The organism is Campylobacter concisus, assembly GCF_002914195.1.
GTDB classification, from domain to species: Bacteria; Campylobacterota; Campylobacteria; order Campylobacterales; family Campylobacteraceae; genus Campylobacter_A; species Campylobacter_A concisus_M.
In genome coordinates this window covers 130,954-149,122 of sequence record NZ_PPAU01000108.1, presented here as the reverse complement: position 1 = coordinate 149,122, position 18,169 = coordinate 130,954, and the positions used below count along the sequence as shown (strand labels likewise).

General features: G+C 34.2%; 16 protein-coding genes. 2 read left to right on the top strand and 14 right to left on the bottom strand.

Annotated features, from left to right (window positions below):
* Window position 1 precedes the first annotated feature (1 nt).
* Genes rfaQ through waaC form a run of 4 tightly spaced genes read right to left on the bottom strand, consistent with a single transcriptional unit; the run spans window position 2 to window position 3,618 of the window.
* Entirely contained in the window at window positions 2-1,063 is a 1,062-nt protein-coding gene (gene rfaQ, locus CYP28_RS06765) for a putative lipopolysaccharide heptosyltransferase III (RefSeq protein ID WP_103593611.1), read from the bottom strand.
* Window positions 1,060-1,764 carry a glycosyltransferase family 2 protein gene (locus CYP28_RS06760; RefSeq protein WP_103593610.1) on the bottom strand — a complete coding sequence of 235 codons (705 nt, stop codon included), beginning with the start codon at window positions 1,762-1,764 and terminating at the stop codon, window positions 1,060-1,062. Before CYP28_RS06760 ends, rfaQ begins: the two co-directional genes overlap by 4 nt.
* Window positions 1,758-2,651 (bottom strand): lipid A biosynthesis lauroyl acyltransferase, encoded by an 894-nt coding sequence (locus CYP28_RS06755; protein WP_103593609.1) that lies wholly within the window; start codon window positions 2,649-2,651, stop codon window positions 1,758-1,760. Before CYP28_RS06755 ends, CYP28_RS06760 begins: the two co-directional genes overlap by 7 nt.
* A complete protein-coding gene (gene waaC / locus CYP28_RS06750) occupies window positions 2,644-3,618 on the bottom strand; it encodes a lipopolysaccharide heptosyltransferase I (protein ID WP_103593608.1) in 975 nt (324 codons plus the stop codon). Before waaC ends, CYP28_RS06755 begins: the two co-directional genes overlap by 8 nt.
* 63 nt (window positions 3,619-3,681) lie before the next feature.
* On the opposite strand from waaC, the gene CYP28_RS06745 reads away from it, so the two are divergent.
* Entirely contained in the window at window positions 3,682-4,713 is a 1,032-nt protein-coding gene (locus tag CYP28_RS06745; protein WP_103593607.1) for a 3'-5' exonuclease, read from the top strand.
* An 806-nt stretch (window positions 4,714-5,519) separates the two neighbouring features.
* On the opposite strand, the gene CYP28_RS06735 is transcribed toward CYP28_RS06745, so the two are convergent.
* The 10 genes from CYP28_RS06735 to mraY form a co-directional block, all read right to left on the bottom strand.
* Window positions 5,520-5,774, bottom strand: coding sequence for a hypothetical protein (locus tag CYP28_RS06735; protein WP_103593605.1), 255 nt, complete (start codon window positions 5,772-5,774; stop codon window positions 5,520-5,522).
* Window positions 5,775-5,777: 3 nt separating this feature from the next.
* Window positions 5,778-6,257, bottom strand: a complete 480-nt coding sequence (locus CYP28_RS06730; protein WP_103593604.1) for a hypothetical protein — start codon at window positions 6,255-6,257, stop codon at window positions 5,778-5,780.
* A 120-nt stretch (window positions 6,258-6,377) separates the two neighbouring features.
* Window positions 6,378-6,830, bottom strand: a complete 453-nt coding sequence (locus tag CYP28_RS06725; protein WP_103593603.1) for a hypothetical protein — start codon at window positions 6,828-6,830, stop codon at window positions 6,378-6,380.
* A 17-nt stretch (window positions 6,831-6,847) separates the two neighbouring features.
* Window positions 6,848-7,321, bottom strand: coding sequence for a hypothetical protein (locus tag CYP28_RS06720; RefSeq protein WP_103593602.1), 474 nt, complete (start codon window positions 7,319-7,321; stop codon window positions 6,848-6,850).
* Between the two features lie 238 nt (window positions 7,322-7,559).
* Window positions 7,560-7,988, bottom strand: coding sequence for a hypothetical protein (locus CYP28_RS06715; RefSeq protein ID WP_103593601.1), 429 nt, complete (start codon window positions 7,986-7,988; stop codon window positions 7,560-7,562).
* Window positions 7,985-9,823, bottom strand: coding sequence for a TIGR02594 family protein (locus CYP28_RS06710; protein ID WP_258034136.1), 1,839 nt, complete (start codon window positions 9,821-9,823; stop codon window positions 7,985-7,987). The genes CYP28_RS06715 and CYP28_RS06710 overlap by 4 nt, the downstream gene beginning before the upstream one ends.
* Window positions 9,823-10,626 (bottom strand): hypothetical protein, encoded by an 804-nt coding sequence (locus tag CYP28_RS06705; protein ID WP_103593599.1) that lies wholly within the window; start codon window positions 10,624-10,626, stop codon window positions 9,823-9,825. The genes CYP28_RS06710 and CYP28_RS06705 overlap by 1 nt, the downstream gene beginning before the upstream one ends.
* 10 nt (window positions 10,627-10,636) lie before the next feature.
* Entirely contained in the window at window positions 10,637-14,191 is a 3,555-nt protein-coding gene (locus CYP28_RS06700; protein WP_103593598.1) for a glycoside hydrolase family 19 protein, read from the bottom strand.
* Between the two features lie 144 nt (window positions 14,192-14,335).
* Window positions 14,336-15,553 carry a UDP-N-acetylmuramoyl-L-alanine--D-glutamate ligase gene (gene murD, locus CYP28_RS06695; RefSeq protein ID WP_103593597.1) on the bottom strand — a complete coding sequence of 406 codons (1,218 nt, stop codon included), beginning with the start codon at window positions 15,551-15,553 and terminating at the stop codon, window positions 14,336-14,338.
* Between the two features lie 8 nt (window positions 15,554-15,561).
* Entirely contained in the window at window positions 15,562-16,626 is a 1,065-nt protein-coding gene (mraY, locus tag CYP28_RS06690; RefSeq protein WP_103593596.1) for a phospho-N-acetylmuramoyl-pentapeptide-transferase, read from the bottom strand.
* 79 nt (window positions 16,627-16,705) lie between these two features.
* Between mraY and gpmI the strand changes: the two genes are divergently transcribed.
* Entirely contained in the window at window positions 16,706-18,169 is a 1,464-nt protein-coding gene (gene gpmI, locus CYP28_RS06685; RefSeq protein WP_103593595.1) for a 2,3-bisphosphoglycerate-independent phosphoglycerate mutase, read from the top strand.

The window sequence follows — 18,169 nt, the reverse complement described above, 5'->3', positions numbered from 1 at the left end:
CCTATCCTAAAATTTCTTTTATTTTGGCTTTTATTTTTGGCATTTCGTCGCTAAAATCCATCAATGTCTTTTCTATGCCATGCTTTGCTATGCCCTCTTTATCGCAAGGCACAAAGTCCCAATCTTTTTGATAGACGATATGCTTGCCCATGCTTTGTATGCCATTTTGCGCTGTGTAGCCATTTTCCATAAGTGAGTTATCCCAAGGCCCCCACTCATAAGCATTGCTAGGGCCAAAAAAGGCGATCACTGGCACATCGTTAGCAGCGGCAATGTGCATTATAGCTGTATCAACACCGATAAAAAGGCTTGAGCGCTTTGATAGGGCGATCGTTTGTTTCAAATTTAGCTTGCCACCTAAATTTATGGGCTCACTCTTACAAATCTTTAGTACGCTTGCTAGCTTTTCTAGCTCATTTTCTTTATTATCACTTGTTAGCACGACCTTTACGCCAAGCTCATTTTCGCAGTAGTCGATGAGCTCTGCCATGCTCTCATCATTTGCACATTTAAACATCCAGCGGCTTGTAAGATGCATATGTACAAAGCGTTTTGGTAAATTTAGATGCTCCACACTCTCGTCCGAAAATACACTCACCTTTTTGCTAACTGGTTCAAATCCCAAAGCCCTTAAAGCGTTTAGATTATGATCGATCGTATGTGAAAAATTTTCATAGTATTTCGCCTTGACGTTTAGAAGTTTATTTATTGATTGATTTTTGCCAAGAAAGCCTACTATTTTTTTGATCTTTGCATATTTTGAGATGATGATGCCGCGGTCTCCCGTGGTTGTTTGCACGGCCATATCGTATTTTTCTTTTTTGATGGCTTTTATAAATTTTATCTCAGTAATTAGTTTTTTTAAAAAGCCAGAATTTGCACTTTGTCTATCGTAAATGTGAATTTTGTTTATGTAAGGATTTCCTTCGATCATCGCTTCTGTGCCTTTGTTTAGGGCAAAGTCGATGATCGCGTCTGGGTAGTAGTGGTGCAAATTTTCAATAAGAGGCGTAGTCAAAAGTACGTCGCCGATGTTTCTAAATTTAATTACAAGTATTTTCATTTTATATATTTCCAAAATGTGTACTGGGCGTAAAGTCTAGCGATAACATAGCCCGCAAAGCCCTCTTTAAAGCCACCTTTTAGCACGTAAAGCTTAAAAAATGTCCACGCTGGGCTTGTAAGCGCCTTTAGTAAATTTCTCTTTGCCCCCATGCTTGAGTAGCGATTTTGCTTAGCGATAAACTGCTCGATACTCTCATATGCATAGTGCAAGAAGTGATTTTTAAGTACTCCAAGCTTTTGCGAGCTGTCATTTAAAATGACCTTTTCATGCACGGCTCTGCCATCAAATTTGGCAAAATTTTTGTTAAAAAGCCTCACTGTGTAGTCTGGATAGAGCCCCATATTTTTGATCGCTTTACCAAAGAAAAAATTTAGCCTAGCTACGTTGTAAGCCATAAATTTTGGCTCTTTTAGCGTGCTGATGATCTCGTTTTTAAGTTCATCCGTGATCACCTCGTCACTATCAAGCACAAAGACCCACTCATTTTTGGCTAGATCAACGCCCTTTTGCTTTTGCGCGCCAAATCCTAGCCAAGCTTGCTCGTGAAATCTCACGTTGCTAAAGCCATCACAAATTTGCCTTGTGCTATCTTTTGAGCCGCTATCAACCACGATGACCTCATCAGCAAAATTTGTACTTTCTAACACTTCTTGTAGATATTTTTGGCTGTTAAAAGTCAGAATGACAACGCTTAGCATTTATACTCATTTTCGTAAAATCTCTTAAACCTTTGGTGAAACCAAAAGTACTCCTCAGGCCTTGCTCTAACCATCTCCTCGCACGCACTGCACTGCATCTGCGTCGCTTTTTGCACGGCATCTTCTTTGTCAAACGTACTTATGTCGATAGGCTGCTCAAAGCAAATTTCGTTTAAATTTTCATCTTTTTGGTAGATAAATGCGTTTATGATAAGGGCATTTGTCTTTTGCGCTAGCACGCTTGCAGCTGGTGTGTGAAGCACATCTTTGCCAAAAAACTGTACCTTTATGCCATCTTTTGGTGCGGTATTTTGATCGACTAAAATCCCTACTATTCGTCTAGCTTTTAGCGCTTTTAAAATATCTTTTGCACCGCCATCTTTGTCGATGAGCTCCACGTCAAACTGCGATCTGTTTGCTCTTAAAATTTTATCCATGACGCTACTATCAAGCCTTCTGCCAAGCACTGAAGATGGCCCAAAATGAGCTGCGACAGCTAAGCCAAATATCTCCCACTGCCCAAAATGCGCAGTTGTAACTATGATAGACCTGCCAGACTTTATTGCGTCAAGCAAAAAGTGCTCATTTTTAAAAACAACTTGCTCTAGTATCTTTTGCTTTGTCGTATTTTGATTGAGGATGAAATTTATACCAAGATATTTTGCGAAGTTGTAGTAGCATTTTTTGGCGATTTCAAGCTTCTCTTCTTTAGTTTTTGTCTCGCCAAAAGCAAGGTTTAAATTTGTCATCACGACGTGAAATCGCTTTTTATTAAGCTTCATATACGAAAAAGCTAAAAATTTAGCAAGCAAATCTCTAAGTGAGCTAGGTAGTAAAAATATAAAAATTTTTAAAGTATAAAAGCTAGCCAGATAGAGCCTATCCATTTAGTAGCCTTTTTGCAAAATTTGCAATAGTTTCTGGAAAAATCTCTCTTATGCAAAAGTCGTTTTTATCGATACTTCTGGCGTCTATTTGCTTGCCCATATCTATAACTAAATTTTTATCCGTGATGTAAGCATTTCTGTGGCTTGGACGGTTGCCAAAAAGCGTGATAGAAGGCCTATTCATCGCCCAAGCAAGGTGCGTTAGACCACTATCGTTGCCAATTACTAAATCACAGCTTGCAATGAAGCTTATCATCTCTTTTATGCTTAGTTTTTCAAGTAGCTTTGCTGAGGTACCTGAGATGATCGCCTCAGCCCTTGCTTTCTCGCTCTCACTTCCGTAACAAAGGTAAATTTCACAACCCCCAAGCAGCCTAATCACATCTTTAAATTTGTTATAAATTTTGCTCTCTTCGCTTGCAAATGCGGCGATTAGAACGCGTTTTTTGCCACTTTCATTTTTATAAATTTCACTTGCTTCAAAGCAAGGTACTTTTTCTAAAATTTCACTTGCTTCAAAGCTAAAATTTAGAGCGAAAGCCACAAGTACCAAATTTCTAATGATTATATTTTCATTGTAATCAATTTTAAATTTATGTCTATAAAGCCTAGCTGCGATCTTTTCTTTGACACTCTCTCTGCTAAAGCCATAAGTTTGCTTGCCTATTATTTTTGCAACGATGGCTGATTTAAAAAGTCCTTGTAGATCGATCACTTTGTCAAATTTACCAAGGGTTTTTAGTATCTTGTAGCTTTGTTTAAAGCTTTGTTTAAGCGGTAAAACGACTAGCTCGTCGATTAGCGGATGATCTTTTAAAAGGCTTGCAAAACGAGCATCAATGAGCCATGTGATATGGACATTTGGATAGTGCTTTTTGATAAACTGAAGCACAATAGCTGCGTGCACGATATCCCCAAGAGCGGAGAGTTTGACAATGGCTATTTTTAGTTGATTTTTGTTTTGCATTGATCACTTTAGATATAAATTTTTGGTATGATTTTAAAAAAAAATGCTTAAAAAAGGGCTAAAATGGCGAAAAGTTACATCTGTGTCTTTGACTGTGAAACGATACCTGATGCAAATTTGATAAGAAAAATTTATGGTATTGATGGGAGCGATGAAGATGTGAGCGTGCAAGCGATGGTGCTGCAAAAAGAGGCCAGTGGTAGTGAGTTTTTGCCTGTGATGTTTCATAGAGTAGTCGCGATCTCTGCGGTAATGGCTGATGAGTACGGCAAATTTTTAAAAGTTAGCACGATGGAGGGCAAGGACGAGCGCGAGATCATCGCTAAATTTTTAAAATTTATAAATGATTATAACCCAAGGCTTGTTAGCTTTAACGGCCGTGGCTTTGACCTGCCGATGCTAATGGTGCGTGCGATGCGCTACAACCTAAACGCGGCGGCATATTACGAGAGCGAAAACAAAGAGCTAAATAAAAACAAATGGGAAAATTATAGGGCAAGGTATTCGCCTAAATTTCACCTTGATTTGCTTGATTTTATAAGCGATTTTGGAAGCGTAAGAGGGCTAAAGCTTGACACACTTTGCGCTAGCTTAAATTTACCTGGCAAGTACGATGTGCACGGCGATCAGGTGCTTGAGCTATACTATGCAGGCGAGCTTGATAAGATCAACGAATACTGCGAAAGTGACGTGCTTAATACCTACTGGCTCTTTTTGAAATTTGAGCTTTTACAGGCAAATATCTTACAAGATGACTATATAAATCACCTAAATGTGATGAGTGAATTTCTAGCCAAAAACTGCGCTCACAGAGGATACACTGAGGTCTTTTGCACTGCGATAAGCGACGAGCTAGCTAGACTTAATGGCAAGCTTAATTACGAGATAAAGATCCAAAAAGAAGACGATGAAGAATTTGATGATTTTAGCGATCTTGATGGCGTGAAAGATACGCCAGAGCAGCTAAATGAGCGTTTGGCAAGACAAGGGCTTGATGGGCTTTTAAAAAAAGCTAGTGAGGTTGCGTCAGCTGCCAAAAAAGATAAGAGTTTTGCCGAAGAGAAACTACCTGAAATAAATTTGGACGAAGAGTAGAAACTCTACGCTTTTAGGCCGTGAAATATCTTTTGCTACTCTATGGAATTAATATCCTGATCCGCGGAATATCACGGGTACTCAAATCCAAATTCATACTCTTTTAAAACTCCATTAGAAAAGATGAATTTCTCGTAGTAGAGGGGCATATCAAATTCTTGCAAGAGTTTGCTCTCATTTTGCTCAGTGATGTAGGTGACGATAGAGGTGGCATTTTCTTCTTGTAGATCGTTTGGCTTGCCTAGTTTCTTTAAAATTTGGTCTTGTTTGTCGCCAAGTTTGATGCCAGAATTTGTAGTAGAAATTTTTTATTATATTTATTTTTGCAAAGTATTTTTGATGCCAATTGGATCATCTATGACTGTTAAATTACCTTTACCTCACTATTTTCTATTTGTTCGAATTCTCCAGTCGATATTTTAGTGGCTTTGCTAAGTATTAAGAGCTCAAAAACATATAAATTTTGTCATATAAATATTAATACGTTACTCAAATTACCTAATTACTACTTATTTTTATAAAAGTTTTTTCTCATGTCATTAAGAATTTTTGAAGTGATTTGATTTATATAAAGCTTATTCTTTTTACCATGATCTACGTAGTAATTTTCTACTTTACTAATCTTTTCGTCGCTCGTATTTTCATCTATGTATCAAAATTTCCAAGTATACTCATACAAATAAAATTTCGAGGCTAATTTTTTAAAAAGTATATAAAAATCCACTATGTTTCCGTCTCTGTCTTGGGTTCCACCTTTAAACTCAATTATATTGCCATTAGCCGTAACGCTCCACATCGACATATCATCATAACAGAAGCTCCATTTTTTTTATCTTCTCTTTGTAAATGATTGCGCACTCTTTTATATCTATCGCGCGACTTAAATTGTCGTCTTTATAATCACGTAAAATTTTTACTGAATAGCTATCGCTGCCTATTCTAAAATAATAGTTAGATGCGTCTTTGTATTTAAAATTTGGTATTTCATCTTTTCCCATACCATTGAAGGTCAGCAATGATACTAATAAAAATACACTATTTAAAAATTTGAAAAATTTCATATTCTATGATCCATCGGTACTATATCCATTAGGATTTTTTATTAGGAATTTTTTAACAGCATCCGTATCATATTCTACACACTTGTCGTTACATTGAAAATTCAAGACTTTTGTTAGAAGCGAAACAATGATCGAATTTTCTTTTTTGTTTAACTCATAGTAATTAGTTACATTGCTCCTTGCGTCATTTAAAGAGTAGCTATTGATGACACAAAGATTTTTCTTTTTATTTATTTCTATAAAAAATACTGATTTTATTTCATCTAGAATGTCTATAATATCAGGTTTTATTAAGGTTTTATCTATGTTTAAAAGCACCATTTGTGTTTTGTTGTTTTGCGTTTTTAAAAACGTAAGCACAGCTAAAGCACCATCTAATTTTACTGCAGCTGGCTTATGGGGCATTGTATTATTGCTATCTATTTTGCATTGCTCCCAGTCATCTTTTGTCCATTGGCTTTGAAGCTTTTTAGAGATAAACATGCAGTTTATTTCGGCTCTATTGGCATTTTTTTGAGGCTCAAAAACGTTTAAATTTATGACTATTAAAAAGCTTATTAATAGTATGGTTTTAAATTTAATCTTTTATCCTTTGTAAATTTATTAGTCAGGTAAATTCTTGGATGTAAATTTATAAACATCTACGCTACCATCTTTTTCCTCATATAGCCATAGCTCACAGATATTTTCAGGATTAGTGTCAAATAACTGAACCAAGAGAGTGTTTTTGTTTATCCATTTAAAATCAAAGTCATAAGAATAGTTATTTGCATCATAGGTCTTGTATCTTATATTTTTCATACATTCTATGTCTTTTATAGGAGGTTCATAAATAAGAACATTTAAAATCGGCTCTTTATACATATTTAATATTGTATCTCTGCGGTAAGTGACCATACTTTCAACCCAAATTTTCTTTGTAAGCTTTTTACAGTCTTTATTCAAAAACTTTTTAGGTATTGTCTTTTTTCCACAGTTATAATCATAATCATCTGTTGCAAATGATAAATTTACAGCTACAAGTAAAGCTAAGATTATTTTAAAGATTGATTTCATAAATATATCGTTCATTATTAGTCAGGTAAATTTTTAGACGTAAAACTATATACATCTACACCACCATCTTCTTCTTCATATAGCCATAACTCACAGCTTGATTTAGAATATTTATCAGCATGAAAATGTAGTTGTACCAAAAGACTTTTGTTGTTTAACCACTTAAAATCAAAGTCGTAACAAAAATTTTTATTACACTCTTTGTATTTTTGATTTTTTAGATGTTGTATTTCTTTAATTTTTAAGTCGTAGTCTCCATATAAATTTAAAATAGGCTCTTTGTATATATTTAATATAGTTGTTTGACGATAGGAAACCTTGCTTTCATTCCAAATGTCTTTTGATATTGTTTTGCAACCTTGACTCAAAAACTTTTTTGATATTGTCTTTTGCTTCCAGCTATCATAATAATCATCTATATAATCATCTATTGCAAATGATAAATTTACAGCTATAAGTAAAGCTAAGATTATTTTAAAGATTATCCTCATAATATTTCCCCAAAAGTATTTTTATATCCCTCTTTTAATATCTCAATAGTATCTGCTAAGTCTTTACGTCTTTTAAATTTATTGTTTGGATCATTAGTGACAGTCAAAACATCACAATAGCTATTAAAAATTTTTCATTTTCATAGTAATATCCTATTTCTTCGGCTTTGAAAAAAAGTAGAAAAATAAGCAAATAAAAGAAAATCTAAAAACCACTATACTTTATATCTTTTTAAATTTATTTTGATCGCTGCAATTCTTTAAAATACTCTTTTGATATAAGCATATTTTTTGGCACCCATTCCTTTTTGTTTAATGTCTCACACTCTTCAAAATTTACTATAGCTCTTTTGTTTTCATCGGCATCTATTCGTGGTGCTAGGTAGTCATATATGTATTCATCTGCAAAGTAGGCTAGTTTCTCGCCATATTCGTCATCATCTGTCTCTGGGTCAAGATCTATATTTTTATTCCTGGCTACTCCAGATATTTTTACAATATCTTTATATGCGTTATTTTTATAGGTTAGACTAAATTCGATCTTATCTTTTGCTATCTGCTTTGTACTTAAATTTATACTTATGGTATCTGTTTTGTATGTAAAGACTTGTGCAAACGAACCACTACAAAAAAATACTATAAAAAATATAAATAAAATTTTTTTCATCTAGTTTCCTTTATGTTGTCAATATTGCCATTTTCTATAGTAGGTAGACTGTAATTGGGTATAAAATTATCTGGATATACAAATGTAAAATTTTTGTTTTTATATATAGAATATCTTACCTCATCTTTTTGGTTACCTCCTAATATTACAAGATTATTATTTTTTGTTACAGCAACAACAAACCCAACATGTCCTGTTCCATTTTTATTAACAATAACTGCTAAACTACCATATGCGGGCTTGTCCAATTTTTTCCCCCAATTTTTCCAGGAGTATGCACCAGCACTATTGGTTCCTTTTATACCAACCTGGGACATTACCCAGTTTACAAAACTGGAGCACCAAGGTGTTTCATCGTCTTTGAAATTTCCTGAAGTAAACGAGTGGTATTCTATGATTTTAGGGTTGTGGTCTTTGCCTGTTATTTCTTTTACTCCTACTTCTTCTCTTGCGACAGCTATCCAAGGCAGCTCTTCTTTTTTTATCTTTATTATCCCAACCCCCTCATCCCCATCTTCCCACATACCACTATCTACTCTGGTTAAACTCTTTGATTCATTAAAAGAGTTAATAAATTTATCCATATTCTCTTTATTTAATAAATTTATACCAAGCTTATCATCTTTATCTGCATTAGACTGATTATTGCTAGAGCTCTCTTTTTTTGCATAAATTTGATAGCTCTTATTTATCTTTTCATCACTTTTTAGCTTTTTGCTTAGCTTATCATCTTCATAGATATTTATCTCATTTGATGAGATATTTTTATTTATATATAAGTAATTACCATTTTTTATTAAAGCATCGTCTTTATTATTGTTAAGCTTTAATCTAGCATTAAATGCCTTCTCTTTTATAGCATGCTCAAACTCATATATAACTAGCTTATCATTACTAAATCCAATATATAAAGGTATCTTTATATCTATCCTTATATGATTTTTGCCATATCTTGTAAAAAACTTAAATTTATCCTTATCACCTTCAAGATATGCAAAAAATACTATAGTATGATCACCTTGTTTTAGCTTGTCTAGATCATTTTTTTGTATAACATCTGAAATTTTAAATGTTATCTCTTTACCTTTTTGATCTTTTAAGGCTACTACATCTTTTGGGTTTGATTTGGATAGCTCATCATACTCTTTACTTTTTATTACCTTATATCCCCAAAGTATCTCTTTATATCTCTTACTACCTTTTTCTTGTTTATATATAGCTTTTAAGCATATTGGCTCATTTGTCTTAAATGGATACTCACTATCAGAGATTACATTTGTTATATGATCTGTTATATCTCTTAACGAGACCTTATTGCTATAGCAAAAGTTAGAGCTACTCTTATCTTGATATCCTAAAGATATTACAGCTGTATCAGAGTGAGCATGAATATCTTTAGTGCTATAAACTTTACTTAGATCACTTGAATAAAGTATAAATTTAGTATCTCCTTTATTCTCTTTGTCTATTGGGATATTAAATATAGCTGTGTATGAGTTCTTGATATCTGAGTCTTCATTTTTTACTAAAGATATACTCTCATATATACTTTTATCAAAGCAGTGATGAAGATATATCTTATCTATATCTTCACTTGCCTTACCATCTTCGTTTTCAATGATGAGATTGTTTATTGTAAGAGTAAGACCTGAACTTGATGCTGATGTAGGCACTACATTATTGCCATGAGCTAGACGAAGCTTTATATCAAACATAGCTGAGTCTTTATCGTCTCTTAGGGTAAAGTTATTCTCTTTGGCAAAATTTAATAAAGAGAAATTTAGGTGTTTGTTTTTGGACGAGGGGGAGTTTGAAGTGATGAGAAGTAGGCACACTACTCCTCTTTTCTATTCTCGGGCAAAATTAAATGACCATTTTTGTCTATTAGGGAGTATTGGATTAACAATATATAAATTAGATCATAGATGTGATACTCGTCATAATCGCCAGCATAGTCATCATATTTTCTTAAGAATTCGGCATAGGGAGCATTGTCTGTTTTTCTTATATGTGTTATTTCTGGAGTAGAGTGGATTATAGGTATATATCTTAAAGTATCTTCAAAGACCTCTTTGAATTTCTCATAGTCTTCACCATAAATTCTTTTAAATAGCTCTTCGTCATTTTCATAAAGCATTAATGCAAATTTTGCTGTAGAACTTCGGTAGTGTGATTTTATACAGTTAATTGTCATATGTATATAGCCTGGCCCTACATCTGGGTTTGGATAGTTTTCTATAGAGTTTATATAGTCTTTTTGGCTGTATATCATACACTCTTTTTTGGTTTTATTTATCCTATTTCTAGCTATTTGTCGTGCTTTGTCTTTTAAATTTGGAGATTCTTTTACTATTAGATTATAAAGATCAGCAAAATAGTTATCCCTAAAAGAGTTATAGCTTGACTGACATATAAAGTCTTCTAAGGAGTATTTTTTAAATTTATACTTTCCTTTAGCGTCATAGCAGGCAAAGCTTGGTTTACTCTCTAAGCCGTAATCATTTGTAGAATTTATAATCCAATCTAGTTGCCCAAGTTCTTCTGTTTTTCTGCTTGCTTTACTCGGTGTTAGAGGTTCAAATGGATATAAATTTTGTCCTATAAATACAATTGCTAGTAATAAAATTTTAAATTTCATAATTTTCCTTTTAATTTAAAAATATATTAAATATATTTGCTTCTCTTATGCGTTTATATGATTCTTTCCTATATTCTAATCCAAGTTTTTTAGGATTTATAACAGCGGTTATGCGCTCTACTATATCATCATTATTGGAATCTAATTTACTTTCATCGGCTGTTTCGTAAAGTTTCTTTTTAGTTTTTTCTCTAGCTGTTGTCCAAAAATAAGTAGCAGACATTAAAGCATATTTGCCGTCTTGTACTAATAAATCTGGCGAATCTAGAAAATTTATATCATTTTCTACCCATTGATTTGTGTGTGAAAAATTATTAAATCCCTTATAATTATCTTTGCCTGTCAATTGTTTTATTCCTCTACCTCTATATTTCCATCCGTCACCCTCTTGAATATTACCAATTAAAGACCAGTTTGCGGATTTTCTTCTATTATCATCATAGATTATGTTGGCTATAGCCTCTCTGTTTGCCTCTTGAACATTTTTTATTTTTCCGTACATTTTAGCTTCATCTTCTGTTACAAATGTAAATACACGCTTCAGCGTGGTATTTGAAAACCTTAAACTTTCCTCTAGTTCAAAATTTCCAGAATCCTGTGCCTCTACAAAGCATTGCCCAAAAAAATGCTCCAATCTATTTCTAGTATCAAGCTTATATTTTACATACATTTGAATTCCATCATCATCTCTTCTATTTAGTTCATCTACCATTTCTTGTAAGATATATTCTTGGTTTGTTTTTATATTAGTAAATACTTGTTTTAGCATATCTAGTGTAAATGGATAATCTTTAATCTCTATTAAAACATTTATCCCCTCATCCCCATCTTCCCACATACCACTATCTACTCTGGTTAAACTCTTTGATTCATTAAAAGAGTTAATAAATTTATCCATATTCTCTTTATTTAATAAATTTATACCAAGCTTATCATCTTTATCTGCATTAGACTGATTATTGCTAGAGCTCTCTTTTTTTGCATAAATTTGATAGCTCTTATTTATCTTTTCATCACTTTTTAGCTTTTTGCTTAGCTTATCATCTTCATAGATATTTATCTCATTTGATGAGATATTTTTATTTATATATAAGTAATTACCATTTTTTATTAAAGCATCGTCTTTATTATTGTTAAGCTTTAATCTAGCATTAAATGCCTTCTCTTTTATAGCATGCTCAAACTCATATATAACTAGCTTATCATTACTAAATCCAATATATAAAGGTATCTTTATATCTATCCTTATATGATTTTTGCCATATCTTGTAAAAAACTTAAATTTATCCTTATCACCTTCAAGATATGCAAAAAATACTATAGTATGATCACCTTGTTTTAGCTTGTCTAGATCATTTTTTTGTATAACATCTGAAATTTTAAATGTTATCTCTTTACCTTTTTGATCTTTTAAGGCTACTACATCTTTTGGGTTTGATTTGGATAGCTCATCATACTCTTTACTTTTTATTACCTTATATCCCCAAAGTATCTCTTTATATCTCTTACTACCTTTTTCTTGTTTATATATAGCTTTTAAGCATATTGGCTCATTTGTCTTAAATGGATACTCACTATCAGAGATTACATTTGTTATATGATCTGTTATATCTCTTAACGAGACCTTATTGCTATAGCAAAAGTTAGAGCTACTCTTATCTTGATATCCTAAAGATATTACAGCTGTATCAGAGTGAGCATGAATATCTTTAGTGCTATAAACTTTACTTAGATCACTTGAATAAAGTATAAATTTAGTATCTCCTTTATTCTCTTTGTCTATTGGGATATTAAATATAGCTGTGTATGAGTTCTTGATATCTGAGTCTTCATTTTTTACTAAAGATATACTCTCATATATACTTTTATCAAAGCAGTGATGAAGATATATCTTATCTATATCTTCACTTGCCTTACCATCTTCGTTTTCAATGATGAGATTGTTTATTGTAAGAGTAAGACCTGAACTTGATGCTGATGTAGGCACTACATTATTGCCATGAGCTAGACGAAGCTTTATATCAAACATAGCTGAGTCTTTATCGTCTCTTAGGGTAAAGTTATTCTCTTTGGCAAAATTTAATAAAGAGAAATTTAGGTGTTTGTTGTTAGATGTTTGGTCTTCAAAGTACTTCATACTTATAGCGCCATCTTCTAGTTTATACTCTATATCATCGCTATTTTGCTTTATGCTAGTAAAGGTAGCACCATTTATCTTATCTTCTTCGTTTTTGTTTTCTTGATAGAGTATTACCGTATCTTTGCTCTTTGCATTTTTAAATTTTATATCTTCATTTTTACTATCTTCGTAAGAGTCAAATTTAAAGTCAGTAAGTATTAGCTCGCATAAATTTACCTTACCATAGTTTGGCCTACTAGAATTTAGTTCTTTTGGGTTTAGCTCACTGCAATCAAATGGAGTTTGACAAGCTAGCACGACGGTAAATTCGCTCTTTTTGGGTTGAAAGACTCTAATAGGAGTTGTCATCTTCCTTGGACATAGCAAGAGTATATTTTCTTGTTTGTAAAATTCCTCCTCTCTTTGCCTTAAGAGCTTATTTATTCTTGAAGTGTTTGAAGCATTTGAGCTAATTAAATTTACGCAGTATATGTTTTCAAGGTTAAAGGTCTTTGTACTTTGAGTACTTAATAAAGAATTTATCTTTGTAACAAATGGCTGAAATAAAGCCTCATACTTTGATGTATCTGGTGCGTTTAAATTTGATCCATTCTCTTGAAGTTTCATAAATTCTAAATGAGTGACGTTTTGGATGATCTCTTTATTGTTTTGATTTTTTGATTTATATTTTGCTTTAGAAATATTTAAATGGCTAAAAACATCTATACACTCGGCAAAATTAACATTTTGTTCATCGCTTTCATAAAGCCCAAACTGATTTGAAATTTTTTCTCGCAAAAGAGATGTTTTATTGCTTACCTCATCACTAAAGCTCTCATATGCTAGCCAAAACCAGGCTTTAAAACGATTTTTGCTTTTGATATAGCTTGCTAGGGATGGATCAATATTGCTTTTCTTGCTGATATAAAGAAGTGCTAAAAGTGCGACATGCTCTATTGAAATTTGGCTGTTTTGTGTATCTGAAGTAAGTGAAACGGCTTGTAAATTTTTAAGTGGAGAGTTGTTTAATTTTTGATTTATCTCTTGGATTAGCGGCGTAAGCTTTTGCTCCAAGATGGCATTTAGCTGATCTTCCGAGCTAAATTCAAACTCAGGTAAAGTATCGGCACCTCCAGACTTTGCATAAGCCCCTTTTGCGGCATCATTTATCTTTTTAAAAAGTTCATCTGTATCTATCTTTTCTATGGTAGTCTTACTTGTGGTGTTAGCAATAGTTTGCTTGATATCTTTTATGACTTTGTCTTTGTTATTTTTATAAATTTGAGCACAAATAAGCTCTATATCATCTTTTAGGCTAAAGCCATATCCAATAAGTAGTTTGTTGTTAGATATAAATGGTCTGCTTATGTCATTGTCATATGAAAATTTTATGATATCTATTAAATTTCTTTTAAAATTTACATCATTTCTGGGCGTTAGGGGCATTAAACTTCCTTGGAAATTTTTGCTAAATATTAGCACAAACTTAAAAAGTATTCAACAATAAAACTTTATAGTAAAAATTTATGTCAAAAACATAAATTTGCATGTTTTTATTTTTAACAAGGCTATTTAAAAGAGCTTGTAAATTTAAAGCGCCTTTATAAACTCTTTAAATTTATCGCCTCGCTCGGCATAGCTCTTAAACTGATCAAGGCTCGCAGCTGCCGGGCTAAGAAGCGCTATCTCGCTGGTCTTTAGCTCTTTATTCATCTCATTGACAGCATTTTGCAAAAAGTCGCATTTTAAAGCTGGTATGCCAAATTTAGTCGCTAATTTCATGAGTTTGTCACTATTTGAGCCAATGGCGTAAATTTTTACTCTTAAGCTCTTTAAGTCTTCAAAAAGTGGCGTCATATCAACACCCTTATCATCGCCACCAAGTATTAGATGTATGAAATGATCTTTGTAGCGTTTAATAGCTTGTATGCTCGCGTCTATGTTAGTCGCTTTTGTGTCATTGACCCAGATTCTGCCCTTATTATCAGTAAATTCTTCGAGCTTATTTGCTTCAATAACAAATGTGTTTAAAAGTGCGACTTCACAGCGGTCAAATAAAATTTTCTCTACCGCGAGTGCCAATAGAGCATCAAGTAAAAATGGCGTTTTGAAATTTATATCATCTACGCTTACACCGCAAAATTTAGCCAGATCGCTCTCGTCTTTGTAAGCGATCACTTTTGCCTTTGTTGGCGTATTGGCGTAAATTTCAGGCACGATCGCCACGCTGCTTTCGCTCATGCTAGCAAGCGGCTTTAGCTTAGCCTTTTCGTATTCGCTCATATCGCCATGCCAGCTTAGATGATCTGGAGTGATCGGTAAAAGCACGTAGATACCAGGTGTGGCGTGATTTGTGTAGTGAAGAGTAAATGAGCTAGTCTCAAGTATCCAAATTTTAGCGTGCGGATCTAAATTTGCTAGTGCGATGCCAACGTTACCGCCCATTACCGAGCCCTTGCTCTCTAGTAGGTGCTGTGTCATCTTGGTTGTCGTAGTCTTGCCATTTGTGCCACTTATCCAGATATTAAATGGCAGATTTTCTTTATAAATTTCATAAAAATAGTCATACTCGCTTACCAAATTTCTAGCTTTTTTAATAAGCTCGTGATGAGGCGGGATACCTGGACTTGGTATCTCTAGGCTGCTTTTTGCTGGATCAAATTTGCTAACTGGCAAAAGAGTGTTGCCAAACTCATCTTTTAAAATTTCACTAAATTTATCATCATAGATATCCCAAAATCCATCTTTTATGAAATTTTTAGCGATCGCCTTTATCGTGCCACCGTAGCCAAATAGCGATTTTCTCATAACTTTCCTTATCTGATCTTTAGCGCAGTTAGTGCGATTAGGTTTGCTAAAAGTGCGATGATCCAAAAGCGAACGATGATCTTATTTTCCGCCCAGCCTTTTATCTCAAAATGGTGATGTATAGGCGCCATGAGGAAAATTCTGCGTTTAAAGATTTTAAAGCTTCCCACTTGCAAGATGACGCTTAGGGTTTCAACGACAAAGATGAGGCCGATGATGATGAGTAAAATTTCATTTTTTGTCGCAACGCCCATAAAACCGATATATGCTCCAACGCTTAAGCTACCGCTATCGCCCATAAAGACTTCAGCTGGATGACAGTTAAACCATAAAAAGCCCATCAATGAGCCAATTAAAGCTGAAGATACAACAACGCTTTCACCAACACCTATGATCTTTGGTAAGAGCAAATATGAGCTAAAGACAGCGTGTCCGCAGATGTAAGCAAAAACACCAAGTGTTAGAAGTGAAAATATCGATGGCACAGTAGCTAGCCCGTCAAGCCCATCTGTTAAATTTACTGAATTTGAAGCAGCGACTATGACCAGTGTCCAAAAGAAAATGGCAAAAATTTTTAAATCTAAAATAGGTTGCTTAAAAAAAGGTAGATAAAACTCGGTGCTAAGCTCGTGACTTGCATATAAAAAAACAGAAATTACAAAGGCTATTAAAAACTGAAAAAGGAGCTTTGCTTTTGGGCTTAGGCCGGCGTGATTTTTTGCTCCTAAAATTTTACTGTAATCGTCCTTGTAGCCAAGCAGCGTAAAGCAAACTAGGCAAAAGAGAGATGTTAAGACAAATGCGTTATCAAGCCTTGCGCAAATTATCGTAGAAAGTACTGCTGTAAAGACAAAAACAAGTCCGCCCATAGTCGGCGTTTTGGCCTTTTTTTGGTGAGTTTGTGGGGCAAGCTCGTAGATGGGCTGGGCGGCGTTTTTTGCCTTTGCCCAAGCGATAAATTTGGGCATCAAATAAGTTGTGAGTGCAAAAGCGATGAAAAAAGCGATACCAGCACGAACGGTGATGTATTGAAAGATATTAAAATTTAAAATTTCATAGATATAGTAAAACATGAGAGCCTTTATTTTTAAAAAAAGCAATTTTAGTATAATGGCCTTAAAAATTATCTAAAATTAAGGATAAATTTTCAAAATGAGTCAAAAAACTATTTTAATAATAACTGATGGTATTGGATTTAATAAAAGCGGTAAATTTAACGCATTTGAGGCGGCTAAAAAGCCAAATTACGAGAAATTTTTTAAAGAAATTCCAAACTCGCTCATAAAAACCTCTGGAAACGCTGTGGGACTACCTGAAGGGCAGATGGGAAACAGCGAAGTAGGGCACATGTGCATAGGAAGTGGGCGAGTTTTGTATCAAAATTTGGTCAAAATTTCACGCAGCTTCGCTGATGGCTCGATAGCAGAAAATGAAGCCCTAAAAGCTCTTTTTAAAAAGTGCAAAAAGATTCATATCATAGGGCTTTATAGCGACGGCGGCGTGCACTCACATATGGAGCATTTTGATGGTATGTGCGAGCTTGCTAGCAAAAGTGGCTGCGAAGTTTTTGCTCACGCTATCACAGACGGACGCGACGTTAGTCCAAATAGTAGCATAAATTTCATAAAAAGCTTGGAAGCTAAATTTAAGGTAGCTACCGTTTGTGGAAGATTTTACGCGATGGATAGGGATAGACGCTGGGAACGTGTAAAAGAGGCCTACGATAGCTTGGTAAATGGAGCAAATTTAAGCAGCTTATCGCCAAGTGAGTATCTACAAAAAAGCTACGATGAGGGCGTGACAGATGAGTTTGTAAAGCCAGCAAGCTTTAATGGCTTTAAGGGCATGGGCGAAGATGACGGCGTGATCTTTATAAATTTTAGAAATGATAGAGCAAGAGAAATTTGCCAGGTTCTAGGCGAGGAGAAATTTAGCGAGTTTGAGCGACCTTTTGCTATCAAAAATCTAATCACCATGACCGAATATGACGCAAATTTTAAATTTGAAGTGCTCTTTAAAAATGAAAAGATAAAAAATACCCTAAGCGAGGTCATAGCAGCGGCTGGGCTAAGGCAGCTTCACACGGCTGAGACTGAAAAATATGCCCACGTCACATTTTTCTTTAACGGTGGCGTCGAGGAGTTAGCTAGCAATGAAACAAGGGTGCTAATCCCTAGTCCAAAGGTAAAGACCTATGACGAAAAGCCAGAGATGAGCGCAGCAGAGGTTTGCAAAGCCGTGCTAAAAGGTATGGATGACGAGCAGGACTTCATTGTGGTAAATTTCGCAAATGGCGATATGGTAGGGCACACTGGTAACTATGAGGCCGCAATCAAAGCAGTAGAGGCAGTAGATAGGGCTCTTGGAGAAATTTACACTAAAGCAAAAGAGAAAAACTACGCGATGATCATCACGAGCGATCATGGAAACTGCGAAGAGATGCGCGATAGTAGTGGCGAGCTACTGACAAACCACACGACTTATGATGTCTTTTGTTTTGTGATGGCTGATGGCGTAAAAAAAGTAAAAAACGGCGGTCTAAATAATATCGCTCCTAGTGTTTTAAAGATCATGGGGCTTGAAATTCCAGCTGAGATGGACGAGGCGTTAATATAA

Coding starts and splice junctions, on each gene's coding strand:
- waaC (WP_103593608.1), bottom strand. CDS start 3,618: ATGCAAAACAAAAATCAACTAAAAATAGCCATTGTCAAACTCTCCGCT.
- gpmI (WP_103593595.1), top strand. CDS start 16,706: ATGAGTCAAAAAACTATTTTAATAATAACTGATGGTATTGGATTTAAT.
- CYP28_RS06730 (WP_103593604.1), bottom strand. CDS start 6,257: ATGTTTATCTCTAAAAAGCTTCAAAGCCAATGGACAAAAGATGACTGG.
- mraY (WP_103593596.1), bottom strand. CDS start 16,626: ATGTTTTACTATATCTATGAAATTTTAAATTTTAATATCTTTCAATAC.
- CYP28_RS06715 (WP_103593601.1), bottom strand. CDS start 7,988: ATGAAAAAAATTTTATTTATATTTTTTATAGTATTTTTTTGTAGTGGT.
- CYP28_RS06760 (WP_103593610.1), bottom strand. CDS start 1,764: ATGCTAAGCGTTGTCATTCTGACTTTTAACAGCCAAAAATATCTACAA.
- CYP28_RS06745 (WP_103593607.1), top strand. CDS start 3,682: ATGGCGAAAAGTTACATCTGTGTCTTTGACTGTGAAACGATACCTGAT.
- CYP28_RS06725 (WP_103593603.1), bottom strand. CDS start 6,830: ATGAAATCAATCTTTAAAATAATCTTAGCTTTACTTGTAGCTGTAAAT.
- rfaQ (WP_103593611.1), bottom strand. CDS start 1,063: ATGAAAATACTTGTAATTAAATTTAGAAACATCGGCGACGTACTTTTG.
- murD (WP_103593597.1), bottom strand. CDS start 15,553: ATGAGAAAATCGCTATTTGGCTACGGTGGCACGATAAAGGCGATCGCT.
- CYP28_RS06700 (WP_103593598.1), bottom strand. CDS start 14,191: ATGCCCCTAACGCCCAGAAATGATGTAAATTTTAAAAGAAATTTAATA.
- CYP28_RS06755 (WP_103593609.1), bottom strand. CDS start 2,651: ATGGATAGGCTCTATCTGGCTAGCTTTTATACTTTAAAAATTTTTATA.
- CYP28_RS06705 (WP_103593599.1), bottom strand. CDS start 10,626: ATGAAATTTAAAATTTTATTACTAGCAATTGTATTTATAGGACAAAAT.
- CYP28_RS06735 (WP_103593605.1), bottom strand. CDS start 5,774: ATGAAATTTTTCAAATTTTTAAATAGTGTATTTTTATTAGTATCATTG.
- CYP28_RS06720 (WP_103593602.1), bottom strand. CDS start 7,321: ATGAGGATAATCTTTAAAATAATCTTAGCTTTACTTATAGCTGTAAAT.